This window comes from Streptomyces sp. 3-6, assembly GCF_056323165.1.
Genome location: NZ_JBWHZP010000001.1, coordinates 948,249 through 966,408 on the forward strand (window position 1 = coordinate 948,249; position 18,160 = coordinate 966,408).

The following is an 18,160-nucleotide window of genomic DNA, read 5'->3' on the forward strand; positions in this document are numbered from 1 at the left end:
CCGGGTCGCGGTCAGACGGTGGTCGGGGCCGCGGGGGCCGCCGGGTCGGCGGCGGAGGCGGTCGCGGGGGCCGGGATGGTGGCCGAGAGGTCCTCGGCGAGGGCGCCCGCCGGGGGCGGGGTCACCGCGGCCATGGCCGTGGTCACCACACCGGCCGGCTCGTCGGCCGTGGCGCCGGTGCCGGGGTCGTCGGTGTCGTTGACGTTGGTGTGGTCCACGACCTCGCGCCGGGAGATCTTCCAGATCGCCGCGCTGGAGATGACCAGGAAGGCGGCCACCAGGCCGGTGCCCCAGGCGCCGAAGCCGCAGACCCACTCGGCGATCGCCGCGACGATGGCCGCCGCGGGCAGCGTCAGGCCCCAGGCGACGAACATCCGGGTGGCGGTCGACCAGCGGACGACACCGCCCTTGCGGCCGAGGCCCGCGCCCATCACGGCACCGGAGACGGAGTGCGTGGTGGAGAGGGAGAAGCCGAGGTGCGAGGAGGCCAGGATGACCGTCGCGGCGCTGGTCTGGGCGGCGAAGCCCTGCTGCGGCTGGAGGTCGGTGAGGCCCTTGCCCATGGTGCGGATGATGCGCCAGCCGCCGAGGTAGGTGCCGAGCGCGATGGCCACGCCCGCGGAGACGATGACCCACATGGGCGGGTCGGAGTCCGGGACGAGCACGCCGCCGGAGACCAGGGCCAGGGTGATGATGCCCATCGTCTTCTGGGCGTCGTTGGTGCCGTGGGCCAGGGAGACCAGGCCGGCGGAGGCGATCTGTCCGGCGCGGTAGCCCTTCTCGGCCGCCTTGCCGTTGGCCTTCTTGCCCATGCGATAGGTCAGCTTGGTCGCGTACATCGCGGCGACACCGGCGACGATCGGGGCGGCGATCGCGGGGATCAGGACCTTGGTGACCAGCACGTCACCGTGCACCGCGCCCAGGCCGGCCGAGGCGACGGTGGCACCGATCAGGCCGCCCATGAGGGCGTGCGAGGAGCTGGACGGCAGGCCGACCAGCCAGGTGAGGAGGTTCCAGAGGATCGCGCCCACCAGAGCGGCGAAGATGACCTCAGGACGGATGCCGGCCTCGTCGACGAGGCCCTTGGAGATCGTGTTGGCGACCTCCACCGAGAGAAAAGCACCGACAAGGTTCAGCACGGCGGACATGGCCACCGCGACCTTGGGTCGCATCGCACCGGTCGAAATGGTCGTTGCCATCGCGTTCGCGGTGTCGTGGAAACCGTTCGTGAAATCGAACGCGAGTGCGGTTACCACCACAATCGCGAGGATCAGCGAGAAGCTTTCCATTTACCCAGGCAATCGTTCGAGGTCATTGGCGCGTCGAACGTAAGTAACCCGGGTGAACGGAAGATGAACTGGGACGGGCGCCACGGTGACCGGAAGAGGGGGGTGCCGCTCCGCCGTCCGGACGCACTGCGTGACCCCGCGAAAGCCCTCTGTCCGCACGCCGTTCGTCGACCGTTGCCCCGCCTGGGCCGAGGTGCCGGAGCGGGCCTGACAGGATCGCGCCATGGCTGAGGAAAAGGTGCGTGACACACGGAACACATCGGACAGGACGGGCGGCGAGCGAGAGAGTGACTTGCGTCACATCGAGGCCCGTGCGTGGGCCGAACTCGTCGCGACCGCCCGCCGAACGGCCGCCGACGGACTCGTCGTCGGCACCTCCGGCAACGTCTCGGTGCGGGTCGGCGACATCGTCCTCGTCACCCCCTCGGGCGTTCCGTACGACCGGCTGACCCCCGAGGACCTGACCGGCGTCGACCTGGACGGGCGCCAGGTGCGCGGCTCGCTCGTCCCGACCAGCGAACTGCCCCTGCACCTGGCGGTGTACCGGGCGAGCGGCGCCCGCGCCGTGGTCCACACCCACGCCGTGCACGCGACGGCCGTCTCCACGCTCGTCGACGAGCTCCCGCCGATCCACTACATGGCCGCCGCCCTCGGGGGCGTCGTCCGCGTCGCCCCGTACGCCCCCTACGGCTCCGACGAGCTGGCCGCCCACGCGCTGCGGGCCCTGCGGGACCGCTCCGGCTGCCTCCTGCGCAACCACGGCACCCTCACCCACGGCGCCACCCTCGACCAGGCGTACGACCGCACCGCCCAGCTGGAGTGGATGTGCCGCCTGTGGCTCACCGCCTCGTCCGTCCCCCACCTGACCCCGTCGCTGCTGACCCGGGAGCAGGTGGCGGAGGTGGGGGAGCGGCTGCGGGGCTACGGACAGCCGGGGTGAGGGCCCGGCGCCGGACGGCCGGGGGGTCACGGCCGGGCGGGCCGGGGGCGCGGCAACCGCCGGGGGTGGTCCCGCGGGCCCGTGGCCCCCGCCCAGGCGCGGGGCGCGGTACGGCGGGCCCGCGGTGACCGTCCCTCCTGACGCGTCACCCCCGGACGCCCCCGCCCACTGGCCCGGGGCACGGTCGACCAGGACACTGGACGGGTGCGCACTGTCAGAGCGACGGCCGCTGCCGTCACCGCCGTGATCGGGGTCGGCGCCGCCGCGGTGGCCGCCGGCCGACTCGCCAGCGATGCAGCCCTCCGGACTCCCGCGGGCAGACCCCTGCCCACCGAACCCCGGCTCACCGTGCACGGCACGGCCGCGGGCCGCGTCACCCTCACCCGGCACCTCGCCGCGCTGCGGCCCGGCCGGTACGGCCTGTCCGGTGACGGCGTCCACGCCGTCGTCGGCCCGGTGCTCGACGGGGCGTCGGACACCGCCGACACCGTCGTGCGGCGGCTGGAGAGCGTCACCCGCGGCTCCCTGGAACCCGGCAACCGGGTGCGCCTCGTGCCCCACCTCCACGTCGGCGACCCCGGGTCCGCGCTCGGCCTGGACCACACCGACGTCTCGCTCGCGGGCGAACTCGGACCGCTGCCCGCCTGGTTCGTGCCCGCCCCCCGCGACACCTGGGTGATCGCCGTGCACGGCCTCGGGGCCGGCCGGGAGCACGCGCTGAACGTGCTGGACTTCCTGCACCGCCTCGGCTTCCCCGTGCTCGTGCCCGCCTACCGCGGCGACCACGGGGCCCCGCGCCCGCCGGACGGCCTGAACCACCTCGGCGAGACCGAGTGGCGGGACCTGGACGCCGCGATCCGGTACGCCGTGGACCGCGGCGCCCGGCAGGTGGTCCTGCACGGCTGGTCCACCGGCGCGACCATGGCGCTGCGCGCGGGCGCCCGCTCCGGCCTGCGGGAACGGGTGGCCGGGCTGGTCCTGGACTCGCCGGTGCTCAGCTGGGAGACGACCCTGCGCTCCCTCGCCACCGCCCGGCACACCCCCGGTGCCCTGCTGCCGCTGGCGGTGCGCGCCGCCCAGGGCCGCACCGGCCTCTACGGCGACCGCCGCGCCGCGGCGGTCCGGCTGGACCGGGTCGCGGTCCCCACCGTGATCTTCCACGGGCCCGGCGACACCGTGGCCCCCTGGTCGCTCTCCCGCCGGCTCGCGTCCGCGCAGCCGAACACGGTCACCCTGCGGACCGTCCCGGACGCGCCCCACGGCGCGATGTGGAACGCCGGCCCCGCCGCCTACGAGGAGCACCTGCGCCGCTTCCTCACCCCCTTCATGACCCCGTTCGCGTGACGCGCGCGGGACTCCGGCCGCCCGGCCGGACAAACCGACCGGGCGACCCGTCCCGGCCGGTGCGCACCGCACCGTTCAAAGCCGTACGACTGGCCTGATATCGCCCCTCGACCGCCCGTGCGCGCCCGCGTGTCGGCCTCCCGCGGCACCGCTCGCGGCCCTCCGTTTGGGATTTCGGACCGTCACCCGCAAGACTGCATCCGTGACGTCCCGTATCCCGCGCGACTCCAGGCTTCGACTCGTTGGCCCACGTCCCCTGGCCGCCGCCCCCGCAGTGATCGACCAACGGCGCCCGCGCCGTCCCGCGCCGCGCCCCCCGCAGGGCACGCCCGCCCGTTCCGAGCTGGCCGGAATGGCGCGCTCCGGTCTGGCCGGCGCGGCCCGCATCGCCCGCTGGGCGGACACCGCCCTCGGCCCCGGCCGGGCCGGCCCCACGGACGACGGCAAGGCCACCCTCTCCGACGCGAGCGCCGAACGCGCCGCCGCCGACCTCGGCCTGACCCCGGCCCAGGTCCGTGCCGACTGGGACACCGCCCGCCTCGCCGGCCTCGTCGAGGTGCACGGCGGCAGCGCCCGCCCCGGCTGGCGGCTGCGCGCCTGGAACCGGGACGACAGTGCCGTGCTGCGCGGCTGGGTGGCGCTGTTCGACGCCTGGTCGCTCGCCGTCCCGGAGCCCGCGGACCAGGAGCCCGCGGCCGTCGCCGAGGTCGTCTCGGCCATGCCGCAGGTGCTCTCCTTCCTCCAGCTCTCCGCCGGCCCCGTCCCGGTGTCCCAGCTGCTCGACCTGCTCCAGCAGCGGGTGACCGAACTGCGCACCGCACGCTGCGAGATCGACTACGCCGACCGCGGCGAACCGGACGAGCCCGGCGCCGCCGGCGCCCACGGCCTCCGCCTCGCCCCCGCCGCCCCCGAACCGCCCGCTGCCGCGCCCGCCGCGCTGGAGCCCCTCCTGGACTGGTCGTTGCGCGCCCTCGCCTCCGTGGGCGCCCTCACCTACGGGGCCGGACAGGCCACGCTCACCGCCCTCGGCAGCTGGGCGGTCTGGGTCAAGCTGGAGCAGATCTGCGTGGCCGCCCAGAGTCCGGCCGGCAACATCGAGCAGGGCGCCGAGGACATGCTCCGCGGCTGCGCCCAGCTGCGCCCCAACGCCGCCCGCGCCGAGTACCGCGCCTGGCTGGCCGCCCGCCCCGTCGGCAGCGCCGTCACCGAACTGATCGGCGCCGCCCGCGGCGAGGACGCCCTGCTGCGCGGCCTCGCCTTCGAGGCGCTGCGCGTGGTCGGGGCGCCCGCCGAGCCCGAGGTGCGCGCCGTCCTCGACGACCCGACGCTGCGCCCCTACGCGCTGCTGTGGCTCGCCGAGCACGACGGCGCCGACCCGGAGGACGCCCACGAGGTCCTCACCCGCGAGGAGGCGACGTGGCTGTGGGTGGACACCGCCGCCGCCGTCGCCGACCACGGTGAGGCGCCGCTGCTGGTGCGGCACCTGGAGTCCGCCGTGCAGCCGACCGTGCCCGCGCTGCTCAAGGAGGTCCGGGCAGTCGGACACCCGCGCACCGTGCAGGTCCTGGTCGCGCTCGCCGCCGCGCACCCCGACCCGGCGCTGGCCAAGGCCGTCCGCCGGGCCGCCTTCCAGGTGCACACCGGGGGCTGACGGCACCCGCGGAAACGCCCGCCGGCCTCCCGGGGTCCCGAGGAGCCGGCGGTGCGCGCCGGAGCGTCGGGTGTGCGCCGGGTGGGCGTCAGTCCGGGACCCGGGGCGCGTACGTGCCGAAGCTCCAGATGTTCCCCTCCAGGTCGCGGGCCATGTAGTCCCTCGATCCGTAGTCCTGGTCGGTCGGGGGCATGAGGATCTCCGCGCCCTGCTCCACCGCACGGGCGTGGTGCGCGTCCGCGTCCTCCACCACGATGTACGCCGCGGCCGGGCCGGCGTCCTTCATCGCGGTGTCGAAGGCGCCGCCCCGCCCCTTGGAGCCGAGCATCACCACGCCGTTGCCCTGGGCCAGTTCGGCGTGCGTCACCGCGCCGTCCCCGTCCTCGTACAGCGCCAGCGTGCGGAACCCGAAGGCCTCCGTGAGCTGCCGCACGGCCGCTTTCGCGTCCGCGTACAGCAGCGTCGGGACGATGGTGGGACGCGCTCCGTCCGTGTCTGCCATGGCGATCACTTCCTCGTGTCTCGCGGCGGGATGTGCCGATTCTTCCGATCCGCCGCCCAGTGTGACACCGGCCACTGACAACGCCCCGCAGCCCGCCGGACGCCCCCTCCCGGAACACCCGGACGCAGAAAAAGCGGTTGCCACGCCCCGTTAGAATGGCCCGCATGGCCATTCTCCTCGCGCATTAGACGGCGGGACCGTCCTCAGCCGCCCACCGCCACCCTCCCCGTTCGCGACATTCCACCGAGCCGGGACCCCAACGCCCAGGAGTCTGACCGTGATCTCCGCCTCCGGCATCGAGCTGCGCGCCGGTGCCCGCGTCCTCATCGAGAGCGCCACCTTCCGGGTCGCCAAGGGCGACCGCATCGGCCTGGTCGGCCGCAACGGGGCCGGCAAGACCACCCTCACCAAGGTCCTCGCCGGCCAGGGCATCCCCGCCGCCGGCACCGTCACCCGCTCCGGCGAGGTCGGCTACCTGCCCCAGGACCCCCGCACCGGCGACCTCGACGTCCTCGCGCGCGACCGCATCCTGTCCGCGCGCGGCCTGGACGTGCTGATCCGCAAGATGCGGGAGAACGAGCAGCGCATCGCGAACGGCCAGGGCGCCACCCGGGAGAAGGCGCTGCGCCAGTACGAGCGCCAGGAGACCGAGTTCCTCACCAAGGGCGGGTACGCCGCCGAGGCCGAGGCCGCCACCATCGCCGCCGCCCTGAACCTCCCCGACCGGGTGCTCGGCCAGCCGCTGCACACGCTCTCCGGCGGTCAGCGCCGCCGTATCGAGCTGGCCCGCATCCTCTTCTCGGACGCCGACACCCTGCTGCTCGACGAGCCGACGAACCACCTCGACGCCGACTCGATCATCTGGCTGCGCGACTACCTCAAGACCTACCGCGGCGGCTTCATCGTGATCTCCCACGACGTCGACCTGGTCGAGACTGTCGTCAACAAGGTCTTCTACCTCGACGCCAACCGCGCGGCCATCGACATCTACAACATGGGCTGGAAGCTCTACCAGCAGCAGCGCGAGGCCGACGAGAAGCGCCGCAAGCGCGAGCGGGCCAACGCCGAGAAGAAGGCCGCCGCGCTGAACGCCCAGGCGGACAAGATGCGCGCCAAGGCCACCAAGACGGTCGCCGCGCAGAACATGGCCCGCCGCGCCGAGCGGCTGCTGTCCGGCCTGGAGGACGTCCGCCAGTCCGACAAGGTGGCCAAGCTGCGCTTCCCCGAGCCCGCCCCCTGCGGCAAGACCCCGCTGATGGCCGAGGGGCTGTCGAAGTCGTACGGCTCGCTGGAGATCTTCACCGACGTCGACCTGGCCATCGACAAGGGCTCCCGGGTCGTCATCCTGGGCCTCAACGGCGCCGGCAAGACGACCCTGCTGCGCCTGCTCGCGGGCGTCGAGCAGCCCGACACCGGCGCCGTCGTCCCCGGTCACGGGCTCAAGCTCGGCTACTACGCGCAGGAGCACGAGACCCTCGACCAGGACCGCACGGTGCTGGAGAACATGCGCTCGGCCGCCCCCGACATGGACCTGGTCGAGGTCCGCAAGGTGCTCGGCTCGTTCCTGTTCTCCGGCGACGACGTCGACAAGCCGGCCCGGGTGCTCTCCGGCGGTGAGAAGACCCGCCTGGCGCTCGCCACCCTGGTGGTGTCGGCGGCGAACGTGCTCCTCCTCGACGAGCCGACCAACAACCTCGACCCGGCCAGCCGTGAGGAGATCCTCGGCGCGCTGCGCACGTACCAGGGCGCGGTCGTCCTGGTCACCCACGACGAGGGTGCCGTCGAGGCGCTCCAGCCGGAGCGGATCATCCTGCTCCCGGACGGCATCGAGGACCTGTGGGGCGCCGACTACGCGGATCTCGTCGCCCTCGCCTGAGCGACTCCCGGTGAACGGCCGGTCACGCACCGCGGGTGCGGGGCCGGCCGTCGGTCGTGATCCACTCGGGATGGATCATTCGGCCCATCGGTGATCCACCATCTGTGTGAGATCTCCTCATCCCGAGGTGTGTCCTACACGGATTTCCCGGCCACGTCCGGCATGGGCCGGGGTCCGGCGGACGCGACCCCCTGACCAGGAATTTTGCGGAGGAACCCGTTCGGCGGTGCCGTGGGCACCGCGCGGAATCACTTCCTCCGGTTGTGGGGGTGTGCTCCTGTCGTCACGACCTTGTCCCATCGACCTTGCCGAATGGGTGGCCATCGGGCCCGGTAGGGGTGATCATGAGAGGACCAGAGCGCACTTCCCATGAGGAGGCACGGGTGGCCGAGACTCTGAAGAAGGGCAGCCGGGTGACCGGCGCCGCGCGCGACAAGCTCGCGGCAGACCTGAAGAAGAAGTACGACGCCGGTGCAAGCATCCGGGCGTTGGCCGAGGAGACCGGCCGCTCGTATGGCTTCGTGCACCGCATGCTCAGCGAGTCGGGCGTCACGCTCCGAGGGCGTGGCGGGGCGACCCGGGGCAAGAAGGCCTCGTCGGCCTGATCCCGGCGCCACGGTTCCGAGGGTGACCACCCGGTCGGGCGACTGACCGGCCGGGTGGTTACTGTGCAGTCACTTAGGTGTGCCAGGGTTCGGGGTCCCCCGCGATCCTGCCGCCCCACGGCACGCACGACGACCGCACCCATCGGAGGCGCCCCATGGCTTCGCCCGCCCAGGACCTCGGTCCGGTACTCGACAAGGACGGCGTACGGCTGACCGTGGACGACGCGATCGCCACGGTGACGCTGACCAACCCCGCCAAGCGCAACGCGCAGAGCCCGGCCCTGTGGCGGGCGCTGACCGAGGCGGGCCGGCTGCTGCCGGGCTCCGTCCGGGTCGTGGTGCTGCGCGGGGAGGGCAAGTCCTTCTCCGCGGGACTCGACCGGCAGATGCTCTCGCCCGAGGGCATCCAGGGCGAACCGTCGTTCGTCGACATGGCGCGCGGCGACGAGGCCACGCTCGACGCGATCATCGCCGAATACCAGGAGGCGTTCACCTGGTGGCGGCGCAGCGACCTGGTCTCCATCGCCGCCGTCCAGGGCCACGCCATCGGCGCCGGGTTCCAGCTGGCGCTCGCCTGTGACCTGCGCGTCGTCGCCGACGACGTGCAGTTCGCCATGCGCGAGACCAGCCTCGGCCTGGTCCCCGACCTGACCGGCACCCACCCGCTGGTCGGCCTCGTCGGCTACGCCCGCGCGCTGGAGATCTGTGCGACGGGCCGCTTCGTCCTGGCCGAGGAGGCCGTGAACACCGGCCTGGCGAATCTGGCGGTGCCCGGCGGTGAACTCGACGCCGCCGTGCAGGACCTGGCGGCGGCGCTGCTGGCCGCGCCGCGCGACGCCGTCATCGAGACCAAGGCGCTGCTGCGCGGCGCCCAGGAGCGCACGTACGAGGAACAGCGCGTCGCCGAACGCGCGGCCCAGGGCCGCCGGCTGCGCGACCTGGCCGGCCTCGGCGACTGACGCCGCCCCGGCCGGCCGTCCCGGTCACGGCTGCCCCGGCCGGCCACCGCTCGCCCGGCCGCCGCCCGGCTGGTCGGCGGCCGTGACCAGGACGGCCACCGCCGGACGGTCCGGCAGCGCCGCCCCCACCGCCGCGCGGACGGCCAGGGCCACGTCGAGGGCACGGTGCCCCGTGCGCACGGCGAGGTCCACCCGCACCTGCCGGTGCGGCAGCGCGGCCTCGCCCGGCACCGACGTCAGCCGCACCGCGCGGCCCGGCGAGCCGGTCAGCCGGGCGACGCCCGGCACGGCCAGCGCCGCCTCGGCCACCCGCCGCTCGTCGCCGTCGCCGTCCTCCGGGCCGTTCCGCGGACCGTCTTCCGAGCCGGCCGCCGGGGGGTCGTCCCCGTCCGCCGGCCGGCCGTCGGTCCCGGCTGCCGGGGCCGCTCCCGCCGCCTCGCCGGCGTCGGGCGCGTCCCGCGCCGCCTCCGCCGGGGACGGCCCGGACGGTACCGACGGTCCGGACGGCCCGGACCAAGCGGCCGATGCGGCCGACGCGGCCGTCGCCTCCCGCCGGTCTCCCGCGTCCGGTCGCGCGGTGTCACCGGGGCCGTCCAGGAGGTCCGTGACCCGCAGGTCCACCTCCTCGACCACCAGACCCACCCGTTCGGCGCAGGCCCGCACCAGTGCCGTCCGCAGTCGCTCCGCCGCCACGGGCAGCGGTTCCGCCGCCGTCGCCGCGCACTGGGCCGTCACCCGCAGCGGGCCCGGCGGCAGGGCACTCGGCGGCCCCGGTACGACCGGCTCACCGGCCGACCCGGGCGCGGCGAGTCCGATCCGCAGGTCGCCCAGGCGTACGCCGTCCACGTCCCGTACCGCCGACCGCAGGACCGCCGCCGCGGCCCGCTCGGCGATCCACGCCCCGTCGAGGGGCCCGCCCAGGGGCAGGAACCGGCCCAGCCCCACCTGCTCCCGCACCGCTCGCGTCCACCGCTCTGCCGTCATTCCTCCAGCCTGCCGCATCCCTGGCGCGCGACCACGCAACCGCGCATACGGTGGTCGTAGGACCACGACCGGAAGGACGCGCGGCATGACCGACATGACCGAGGGCGGCTCCACGAGGACCGCCGAGCTGGAGAAGACGTCGGGCGAGACCTCCCGGAAGGGACAGCCCACCCGGCGTGGCGGCGGTGACCCGGCCGGCCGGGGCCGCACCACCATCGCGGACGGCGTCGTCGAGAAGATCGCGGGCATGGCCGCCCGGGACGTACTCGGCGTGCACGCCATGGGCAGCGGGCTGTCCCGCACCTTCGGGGCCGTGCGGGACCGGGTGCCCGGCGGGTCGAAGGCGGTGACCCGGGGCGTGAAGGCCGAGGTCGGCGAGGTGCAGACCGCGCTCGACCTGGAGATCGTCGTCGACTACGGGGTGTCCATCAAGGACGTGGCCCGGGACGTCCGGGAGAACGTCGTGGCCGCCGTGGAGCGGATGACCGGTCTGGAGGTCGTCGAGGTCAACATCGCGGTGAGCGACGTCAAGCTGCCCGACGAGGAGGACGACGAGGAGCCGGAGTCCCGGCTCCAGTGAGCCCGTGACCGGGCCGGGACGCGAGGACGGACGACGGCGCCGTCCGCCCGGCCCGGCGACGGGCCGCACCACGCGGCCGGCCGGGACGGTCGCGCACGAGGGCGGTGCGGGGCCACAGCGTTGCGCGGGCACAGCGTTGCGCGGGCACGGAGGCACGGGGCCACGGAGGCGCGCGCCCCTCGACGGGACGGCCCCGCGGCAGCGCGCACACCGCGCGGACGCACGGCCGCGCACACGGGAGCAGCGGCGACGGGTGGAGACGGGTACAGACGGGCACGGGCGGGTACGGGCGGGTACGGCTGAGGAGCTGAGGAGCGCACCATGAACATGGCCGTGGTCGGCATGATCGCCGGCATGGCGCTGGGCTTCGCCGGATACTTCGGCGGGTTCGGAGCATTCCTGCTGGTGGCGGCCCTGGGCGCGGTGGGGTTCGTCGTCGGGAGGTTCCTCCAGGGGGACCTGGAACCGGGCGACTTCTTCCGTCCCCGTGACGAACGGCGGCGGTGACCGGTGACCCCGGCGCACACCGTCGCCGGTGAACTCGGCCGGGGCCCCGGCGTCGTGGCCCCGGCCGACCGGGGCGCCACCCGGATCGCCGACCGGGTGATCGCCAAGATCGCCTCCCGGGCGGCGCGCGAGGCGCTGGGACCGCTGCCGCCGGACGCCGCCCCGCCGCACGCCACGGTCGTCGTCCACCACGACACCGCCCGCTTCCGGGTGCACGTCGAACTCGACTACCCGGGCGACCTCGGCGAGCGCTGCGCCCGGGTGCGCCGCCGGGTGACCGAACGCGTGACGGACCTGGTGGACCTGCACGTCACCGAGGTCGCGGTCGAGGTGGAGCGGCTGCACCTGACCGCGGCCCTCGGCGCGCCCCGGGGGAGGACCCGATGAGCGGGGCCCCGGAGCAGCACGCGACCGGCCCGGCCCCGGACGCCGGGACGGGCACCGGCACCGCACCGCCCGCCCCCGGCCACCCCGGCCCCGGAGCGGAACCCGCGCCCGCGGACCGGGACCTGCCGGGCGGGCACCGCCGCTTCTGGTCCACCCGCCGGGTGCCCGCCGCCCTGCTGGCCCTGGTGCTGCTGGTGGTCGCGGGCGCGTTCCTCTACGACGTCGCCGCGGTCCGGGCCGGCCGTCCCGCGTCGGCCTGGCGCCGCGAACTGGCCCGGCAGCTCGCGGAACGGCCTCTCGACGACCTCTGGGTGCGGATCGGCGCCGGGGTCGCCGCGGCCCTCGGCCTCTGGCTGCTGCTGCTCGCCCTCACCCCCGGCCTGCGGGCCCTGCTCCCGATGCGACGCACCCACCCCGACGTGCGGGCCGCGCTGCACCGGGACGCGGCGGCGATGGTCCTGCGGGACCGCGCCATGGAGGTGGCCGGGGTGCAGGCGGTGCGGGTCCACGTCCGGCGGCGCCGCGCCGACGTGCGCGCGGTGTCGCACTTCCGTGACCTGGACGACGTCCGACACGACCTGGACCTGGTGCTCGCCGAGGCGGTCCGGGGGCTGGGGCTGGCCCGGCCGCCCGCGCTGTCCCTGCGGGTGCGCCGGCCCGGACGGAAGGGGTGAGAGCGGTGCTCACGACCGTCAACCGGGTGCTGCTGGGCATCGCGGGACTCGTGCTGGTCGCCCTCGGCGGCTCCGTGCTCGCGGTGGGCTTCGGAGCGCCGGCGCCCTCCTGGTGGATCCACCACGGACGGCACGACGTGCTGCTGGACGCGTCCGAGCGGACCCGGTGGCGGGCGGAGGACTGGTGGTGGCCGACCGTCATCGCCGCGCTCGCGGTGCTGGTCCTGCTCGCCCTGTGGTGGCTGGTCGCGACGCTGCGCCGGCGGCGGCTGGGCGAGGTGTACCTCGACACCGGCGACGGCGAGGGCGCGACGCTGCGCGGGCACGCCCTGGAGGACGCCCTGGTCCGGGACGCCGGGCAGGTGGACGGCGTCCACCGGGCGCGGGTGCGGCTGACCGGCCGGGCCGACGCGCCGGCGGCCCGGGTACGGCTCCAGCTGGAACCGGACGTCGACCCCGGCACCGCCCTGGAGACCCTCACCTCCGGCGCCCTCACCCACGCCCGCGCGTCGGCGGGCACGGCCGCGCTCCCCTCCGAGGTCCGCCTGCGCGCCGTCAAGCACGGTGCGGAACGGGTGAGTTGACCGGCCCGCCGCAGGGGAACGGGGAGGGGGCCGCGGCGGGTTCAGAACCCGTGCCGGACGCCGCCGTCCACCGGCAGCATCACGCCCGACAGGTACGAGGCGGCCGGGGACAGCACGAACGCCGCCGTGCGGCCGAACTCCTCCGGGGTGCCGTAGCGGCGCAGCGGGATGCGCGACTCGGTGGCCCGGCGGGTGGCCTCGGGGTCGGCGGACAGGGCGTCCAGCTCACGCACGCGGTCGGTGTCGATCCGGCCGGGCAGCAGGCCGACCACGCGGATGCCGCGCGGACCCAGCTCGTCGGCGAGGGACTTGGCGAATCCGGCGAGCCCCGGACGCAGTCCGTTGGAGATGGTCAGCCCCGGGATCGGCTCGTGCACCGAGCCCGACAGCACGAAGCCGATGACACCGCCCTCGCCCAGTTCCGCGGCGGCCGTGCGGGCCATCCGCACCGCGCCCAGGAACACCGACTCGAAGGCCGCCCGCCACTGCTCGTCGGTGGTGTCGGCGACGAACCCCGGCGGCGGTCCGCCCACGCTGACGAGGATGCCGTCCAGGCGGTGGAAGCGCTCGCGTGCCGTCGCCACCAGCCGCTCCGGCGCCGTGGGGTCGGCGTTGTCGACGGCCACGCCGACCGCGTTCGGCCCCAGGGCCGCGGCCGCCTCGGCGACGTTCTTCTCCTCCCGCCCGGTGACGACCACCTTGGCGCCGTCGGCGACCAGCTGGCGCGCGGTGGCGTGGCCCAGCCCGCGGGTCGCCCCGGTGACGACGTACACCCGGTCCTTCAGTCCAAGATCCATGGCCCTATCCTGCCTCGTCGCCCTCTTCGCCGAACAGGGCGAGAGCGGTGTTCACCAGACCGATGTGACTGAACGCCTGCGGCACGTTGCCCAGCTGCCGCCGGCCCACCGTGTCGTACTCCTCGGACAGCAGGCCCACGTCGTTGGCGAGCCCGAGCAGCCGCTCGAACAGCTCGCGCGCCTCCCGGGTCCTGCCGGTCATGTGCAGGGCGTCCGCCAGCCAGAAGGAGCACACCAGGAAGGTGGCCTCGTCGCCCGGCAGCCCGTCCACCGCGGTCGTCGCGGCGGGCGTGTACCGGCGCAGCAGCCCGTCCCGTCCGAGTTCCGTCCGGACCGCCTCGATGGTGCCGAGCACCCGCGGATCGTCGGGCGGCAGGAAACCCACCCGCGGGATGAGCAGCAGTGCCGCGTCCAGTTCGCGGGAGCCGTAGGACTGGGTGAAGGTGTTCCGCTCGGGGTCGAAGCCCTTCTCGCACACCTCCCGGTGCACCTCGTCGCGCAGCTCGCGCCAGCCGTCGAGGTCGCCGTCGAGCTCCGGGTCCTCCTCCAGGGCGCGCACCGCGCGGTCCGCGGCGACCCACACCATGACCTTGGAGTGCACGAAGTGCCGTCGCCCGCCGCGTACTTCCCACAGCCCCTCGTCCGGCTGCCGCCACACCGTGCGCAGGAAGTCCATCAGCACGGTCTGCAGCGCCCACACGTCGGGCTGCGCCGACAGGCCCGAACGGCGGGCCAGGTCCAGGGAGTCCATCACCTCGCCGTACACGTCGAGCTGGAGCTGGTCGACCGCCTCGTTGCCCACCCGGACCGGTGTGGCTCCGCCGAAGCCGGACAGCCACGGCAGTTCGAACTCCGGCAGCCGCCGCTCGCCCGCCAGGCCGTACATGATCTGCAGGTCGGCCGGGTCGCCCGCGACCGCCCGCAGCAGCCAGTTCCGCCAGGCCTCCGCCTCCTGCTGGTACCCGGCCGCCAGCAGCACGTTCAGGGTCAGGGTGGAGTCCCGCAGCCAGCAGAACCGGTAGTCCCAGTTGCGCACCCCGCCCGGGTCCTCCGGCAGCGAGGTGGTGGCCGCGGCGACGATGCCGCCGGTGGGGGCGTAGGTCAGCGCCTTCAGCGTGATCAGCGACCGGACCACCATGTCCCGGTGCGGGCCGTCGTAGCGGCAGTGCGACGCCCACGCCCGCCAGTCCGCCACGCTGTGCCGCAGCGAGGTGTACGGGTCGACGAGCGGCGGGCGCGGTTCGTGCGAGGGGTGCCAGGTCAGCACGAACGCGACCCGCTCGCCCTCCTGCACCGTGAACTCCGAGACGGTGCTCAGGTCCTCGCCCCAGGTGCGCACCTCCGGCTCGCTGCGCAGCCACACCGAGTCGGGCCCGGCGACCGCGATCCGGTGCCCGTCGGCCCGGCGCACCCAGGGCACGACCGAGCCGTAGTCGAAGCGCAGCTTGAGCGTGCTGCGCACGGTGACCTCCCCGCTGACGCCCTGCACGATCCGCACCACGTCCGGGGCCCGGTGGCGCTGGGGCATCAGGTCGGTGACCCGGACGGTCCCGCCGTCGGTCTCCCACTCGGTGTCCAGGACCAGGGTGTCCCGCCGGTAGGCGCGGCGCGTGCAGCGCTCCGCCCCGGCGGGGGCGATGCGCCAGTGCCCGTTGTCCTCGTCGCCGAGGAGCCGGGCGAAGCACGCGGCGGAGTCGAAGCGGGGCAGGCAGAGCCAGTCGATGGAGCCGTCCATGCCCACCAGGGCAGCGGTCTGCTCGTCGCCGATGAGCGCGTAGTCCTCGATACGGTGCACGAGGTGCGGGTTCCCGGCCGCCCGGGCCCGCAATCAGGCCGGGAGCCGGGGGAGTGACGGACCGTCGGCGGACGGGGACCCGGTGCCGGAGAAGATCACCCCGGGCTCGGCGGGCGCCTGGTTGAGCACCCACAGGCCGATCAGGACGGCCAGCGCGAAGACGACGGCGACCAGCACCGCGAGGACGAGCCGGCGCCGGCGTTCCCGGCGCAGCCAGGTCCCGCGTGCCGCGCGGTAGGCGTCCGGGTCGGGCAGCACACCGCCGGCCAGCGCGGAGAGGGCGTCGCGCAGCTCCCGTTCGGTGCGGTCGGCGCCCGGCGGGCGGGGCACGGGCCGGTCGGGGTGGACGGGGTCCGCGCCGGTGCCGGGCCCCGGAGTCGCCTCTCGGTGCGTCATCGCCGGGCCTCCATCGCCTGGGTCAGCGCGGCGATGCCGCGCGAGGTGTGCGTCTTCACGGAGCCGCGGGTGATGCCCATCGCGGCGGCGATCTCGCGCTCCTTCAGCCCGAGCCAGTGCCGCAGCACCAGCGCCTCGCGCTGCCGGGTGGGCAGCTGCCGGAGCGCGTCGATCAGCACCCGCTGGTCGTCGCGGAGCAGCGCGGTGTTCTCGGCGGACGCCACGGTGTCGTCCGGCGGGCTCTGCGGCACGACGCGGCGCACCACCTGGAGGTGCCGTATCCGCATCCGGGTCAGGTTGCAGACGGTGGAGCGCAGATACGCCTCCGCCGCGCCCACGTCCTTCAGCCGCCGCCACCTGCGGTAGACCTGGTAGTACGCCTCGGCCACCACGTTCTCCGGGTCGTCCGCGCCGAGCAGGACGGCGAGCCTCAGCATGGCGGAGTAGTGGGCCTCGAAGAGGCGGGCGACGCCGGCCTCGCGCTCCCGGTCGGCCGGATCGGCGGCGGCCGGCGGCTCCGCGCGGACCACGGTCGGGGGCGCCGTCGGGGGCGCCGCCGGCGGCGGAACCGCCGTGACGGGCGGCAGGGTGCCCGGGGCGTGCTGTCGGCGTCTCACGTGGTGTTCGCTCCCGTCTCCGGGCGCCGCCCGGCCGGCGGGCGGGACGGCAGGTCGGTGGCGTCCGCACCGCGCGGGACGCCGATGCGGTCCAGGGCCGGCGTGGCGGCGACCGCGACGGTCAGGTTGAGCAGCAGGGCGGCGACCCCGGCGTAGATCTCCACCGGACCGCCGGCGGGGCCGAGGGGCACGATCGAGGAGAACCCCTCGCGGACCACCAGCCACGTCCCGGCGGCCATGCCGACGGCCCACCCGGCGAGCAGCGCCCGCGGGTGCAGCCACCGGGTGTACAGGCCCACGGCCACCGCCGGGAACACCTGGAGCATCCACACCCCGCCGAGCAGCTGCAGATTGATGGCGTCCTGGTCGCGCAGCCCGAAGACGAAGCCCACGGCGCCCAGCTTGGCGGTGAGGGACACCGCCTTGGCGATGCGCACCTGGCGCTTGGGGGTGGCCGTCGGATGCACGTACTCCACGTACACGTTGCGCACGAAGCTGGTCGCCGCGGCGATCGACATGACCGCCGCCGGGACCAGCGCGCCCACCACGATCGCGCCGAACACCAGCCCGGCGAGCGGGCCCGGCATGAGCCGGTCGACCAGCATCGGCACGGCCGCCTCCGCGCCGCCCTCGGGGGCGCGCACCCCGGCCGCGAGGGCGGCGATGCCCAGGAACCCGAACAGCGCCAGCAGCGCCGTCCAGGCGGGCAGGCCCACCGACACCTTGCGCAGGGTGCGCGGCCCGTCGGCCGCGAAACCGGCGGTGAGCACGTGCGGGTACATCAGCAGGGCCAGCGCGGAGCCGAGCGCGAGGGTGGCGTACGCGGGCTGCTGCCCGGGGGTGAGCAGCAGCGGCGAGTGGGCCGTGTCCGTGCCGCCCAGCGCGCGGGCCGCCCCGTCGAAGACGGCGCCGGGCCCGCCGAAGCGCCGCAGCACCAGCCAGCACACCGCGGTGAGCGAGACGAACACCGCGACCGCCTTGAGGGCCGCGATCACGGTGGGCGCCCGCAGCCCGTGCCGGTAGGTCGCCACCGCGAGACCGGCGAAGACCGCCACCATCACCAGGTCACCGGTCGCCCCGTGCGGGTACAGCCCGCCGGCGGTGAGCACCGCGCGGATCCCGAGCAGTTGCAGCGCCAGGTAGGGCATCGTCGCGAGGATCCCGGTCAGCGCCACCACCAGGGCCAGCGGCGGCGACCCGTACCGGCCGCGCACGAAGTCGGCCGCGGTGACGTAGCCGTGCCGCCGGGCCACACTCCACAGCCGGCCCAGCAGGACGAAGGCCAGCGGGCAGACGATCACCGTGTACGGCACCGCGAAGAACGCCGGCGCCCCGTTGCCGTACGCGAGCCCTGGGACGGCGGTGAAGGTGTACGCGGTGTAGACGGTGCCGCCGAGCAGCAGCCAGATCCAGCCGGCGCCGAGGGAGCGGTCGGCCAGCGCCCAGCCCTCCAGGGACGGCAGCCGGTCGCCGGGCCGGAGCCGGCGCGCGGTGACGGCGAGCAGCGACGCCCCGCCGATCACGGCGAGGAACGTCGCGGTCATGGCGCCGTCGGCCACGCGTCACCGTCCTTGGTGTGCCCTGTACCCGGTGGAGAGTTGCGCCACAGGCCGGTCCGGGGGACAGGGACGGTACGGCTGCCCGTCCAGGCGTCCACGGCGGCCGGGTCCGCG

19 protein-coding genes are annotated in these 18,160 nt (G+C 75.1%); 11 read left to right on the plus strand and 8 right to left on the minus strand.

Features of this window, described 5'->3' with window-relative positions; translation table 11 throughout:
- Positions 1-11: 11 nt before the first annotated feature.
- Complete coding sequence (locus tag AC02VZ_RS03940) at positions 12-1,289, minus strand: inorganic phosphate transporter (protein ID WP_432053915.1); 1,278 nt, start codon at positions 1,287-1,289, stop codon at positions 12-14.
- A 223-nt stretch (positions 1,290-1,512) separates the two neighbouring features.
- Here AC02VZ_RS03940 and AC02VZ_RS03945 point away from each other — a divergent pair, with 223 nt between their 5' ends.
- From AC02VZ_RS03945 to AC02VZ_RS03955, 3 genes are all read left to right on the plus strand, one after another.
- Positions 1,513-2,229, plus strand: coding sequence for a class II aldolase/adducin family protein (locus tag AC02VZ_RS03945; RefSeq protein WP_432053914.1), 717 nt, complete (start codon positions 1,513-1,515; stop codon positions 2,227-2,229).
- Between the two features lie 204 nt (positions 2,230-2,433).
- Positions 2,434-3,573, plus strand: a complete 1,140-nt coding sequence (locus tag AC02VZ_RS03950) for an alpha/beta hydrolase (protein WP_476474506.1) — start codon at positions 2,434-2,436, stop codon at positions 3,571-3,573.
- Positions 3,574-3,775: 202 nt separating this feature from the next.
- A complete protein-coding gene (locus AC02VZ_RS03955) occupies positions 3,776-5,224 on the plus strand; it encodes a hypothetical protein (RefSeq protein WP_432053912.1) in 1,449 nt (482 codons plus the stop codon).
- A gap of 88 nt (positions 5,225-5,312) precedes the next feature.
- Here AC02VZ_RS03955 and AC02VZ_RS03960 read toward each other — a convergent pair whose 3' ends face one another.
- Positions 5,313-5,726, minus strand: coding sequence for a VOC family protein (locus tag AC02VZ_RS03960; RefSeq protein ID WP_432053911.1), 414 nt, complete (start codon positions 5,724-5,726; stop codon positions 5,313-5,315).
- A 277-nt stretch (positions 5,727-6,003) separates the two neighbouring features.
- On the opposite strand from AC02VZ_RS03960, the gene AC02VZ_RS03965 reads away from it, so the two are divergent.
- The 3 genes from AC02VZ_RS03965 to AC02VZ_RS03975 all read left to right on the plus strand — a co-directional run bounded on the left by AC02VZ_RS03965 (position 6,004) and on the right by AC02VZ_RS03975 (position 9,166).
- Positions 6,004-7,602, plus strand: a complete 1,599-nt coding sequence (locus AC02VZ_RS03965) for an ABC-F family ATP-binding cassette domain-containing protein (protein ID WP_432053910.1) — start codon at positions 6,004-6,006, stop codon at positions 7,600-7,602.
- A 383-nt stretch (positions 7,603-7,985) separates the two neighbouring features.
- Complete coding sequence (locus tag AC02VZ_RS03970) at positions 7,986-8,207, plus strand: helix-turn-helix domain-containing protein (RefSeq protein ID WP_030404458.1); 222 nt, start codon at positions 7,986-7,988, stop codon at positions 8,205-8,207.
- A 155-nt stretch (positions 8,208-8,362) separates the two neighbouring features.
- Positions 8,363-9,166, plus strand: coding sequence for an enoyl-CoA hydratase/isomerase family protein (locus AC02VZ_RS03975; protein ID WP_432053909.1), 804 nt, complete (start codon positions 8,363-8,365; stop codon positions 9,164-9,166).
- A 24-nt stretch (positions 9,167-9,190) separates the two neighbouring features.
- Here the strand turns inward: AC02VZ_RS03975 and AC02VZ_RS03980 are convergent, their stop codons facing one another.
- Entirely contained in the window at positions 9,191-10,150 is a 960-nt protein-coding gene (locus AC02VZ_RS03980) for a hypothetical protein (RefSeq protein ID WP_432053908.1), read from the minus strand.
- A gap of 85 nt (positions 10,151-10,235) precedes the next feature.
- On the opposite strand from AC02VZ_RS03980, the gene AC02VZ_RS03985 reads away from it, so the two are divergent.
- The 5 genes from AC02VZ_RS03985 to amaP all read left to right on the plus strand — a co-directional run bounded on the left by AC02VZ_RS03985 (position 10,236) and on the right by amaP (position 12,882).
- On the plus strand, positions 10,236-10,730 hold the full coding sequence (locus AC02VZ_RS03985) for an Asp23/Gls24 family envelope stress response protein (protein WP_362088848.1): 495 nt from the start codon (positions 10,236-10,238) through the stop codon (positions 10,728-10,730).
- A 321-nt stretch (positions 10,731-11,051) separates the two neighbouring features.
- Positions 11,052-11,237: a hypothetical protein gene (locus AC02VZ_RS03990; RefSeq protein ID WP_432053907.1), complete on the plus strand. Its 186-nt coding sequence runs from the start codon at positions 11,052-11,054 to the stop codon at positions 11,235-11,237.
- Between the two features lie 3 nt (positions 11,238-11,240).
- Entirely contained in the window at positions 11,241-11,624 is a 384-nt protein-coding gene (locus tag AC02VZ_RS03995) for an Asp23/Gls24 family envelope stress response protein (protein ID WP_432053906.1), read from the plus strand.
- The gene (locus AC02VZ_RS04000) at positions 11,621-12,298 is read left to right on the plus strand and encodes a DUF6286 domain-containing protein (protein WP_476474507.1); all 678 of its coding nucleotides are present in this window, start codon (positions 11,621-11,623) and stop codon (positions 12,296-12,298) included. The genes AC02VZ_RS03995 and AC02VZ_RS04000 overlap by 4 nt, the downstream gene beginning before the upstream one ends.
- On the plus strand, positions 12,295-12,882 hold the full coding sequence (gene amaP / locus AC02VZ_RS04005; protein ID WP_476474508.1) for an alkaline shock response membrane anchor protein AmaP: 588 nt from the start codon (positions 12,295-12,297) through the stop codon (positions 12,880-12,882). Before AC02VZ_RS04000 ends, amaP begins: the two co-directional genes overlap by 4 nt.
- Positions 12,883-12,923: 41 nt before the next feature.
- Here the strand turns inward: amaP and AC02VZ_RS04010 are convergent, their stop codons facing one another.
- From AC02VZ_RS04010 to AC02VZ_RS04030, 5 genes are read right to left on the minus strand one after another with little or no spacing between them, the layout of a single operon-like run.
- Positions 12,924-13,679, minus strand: a complete 756-nt coding sequence (locus AC02VZ_RS04010) for an SDR family oxidoreductase (RefSeq protein ID WP_476474509.1) — start codon at positions 13,677-13,679, stop codon at positions 12,924-12,926.
- 4 nt (positions 13,680-13,683) lie between these two features.
- Positions 13,684-15,474 carry a glycoside hydrolase family 15 protein gene (locus AC02VZ_RS04015; protein ID WP_476474510.1) on the minus strand — a complete coding sequence of 597 codons (1,791 nt, stop codon included), beginning with the start codon at positions 15,472-15,474 and terminating at the stop codon, positions 13,684-13,686.
- A 33-nt stretch (positions 15,475-15,507) separates the two neighbouring features.
- Positions 15,508-15,870, minus strand: a complete 363-nt coding sequence (locus AC02VZ_RS04020) for a hypothetical protein (protein WP_432053901.1) — start codon at positions 15,868-15,870, stop codon at positions 15,508-15,510.
- Entirely contained in the window at positions 15,867-16,487 is a 621-nt protein-coding gene (locus AC02VZ_RS04025) for a sigma-70 family RNA polymerase sigma factor (RefSeq protein WP_476474511.1), read from the minus strand. The genes AC02VZ_RS04020 and AC02VZ_RS04025 overlap by 4 nt, the downstream gene beginning before the upstream one ends.
- On the minus strand, positions 16,484-18,046 hold the full coding sequence (locus AC02VZ_RS04030; RefSeq protein WP_476474512.1) for a sodium:solute symporter family protein: 1,563 nt from the start codon (positions 18,044-18,046) through the stop codon (positions 16,484-16,486). The genes AC02VZ_RS04025 and AC02VZ_RS04030 overlap by 4 nt, the downstream gene beginning before the upstream one ends.
- Positions 18,047-18,160: the final 114 nt, after the last annotated feature.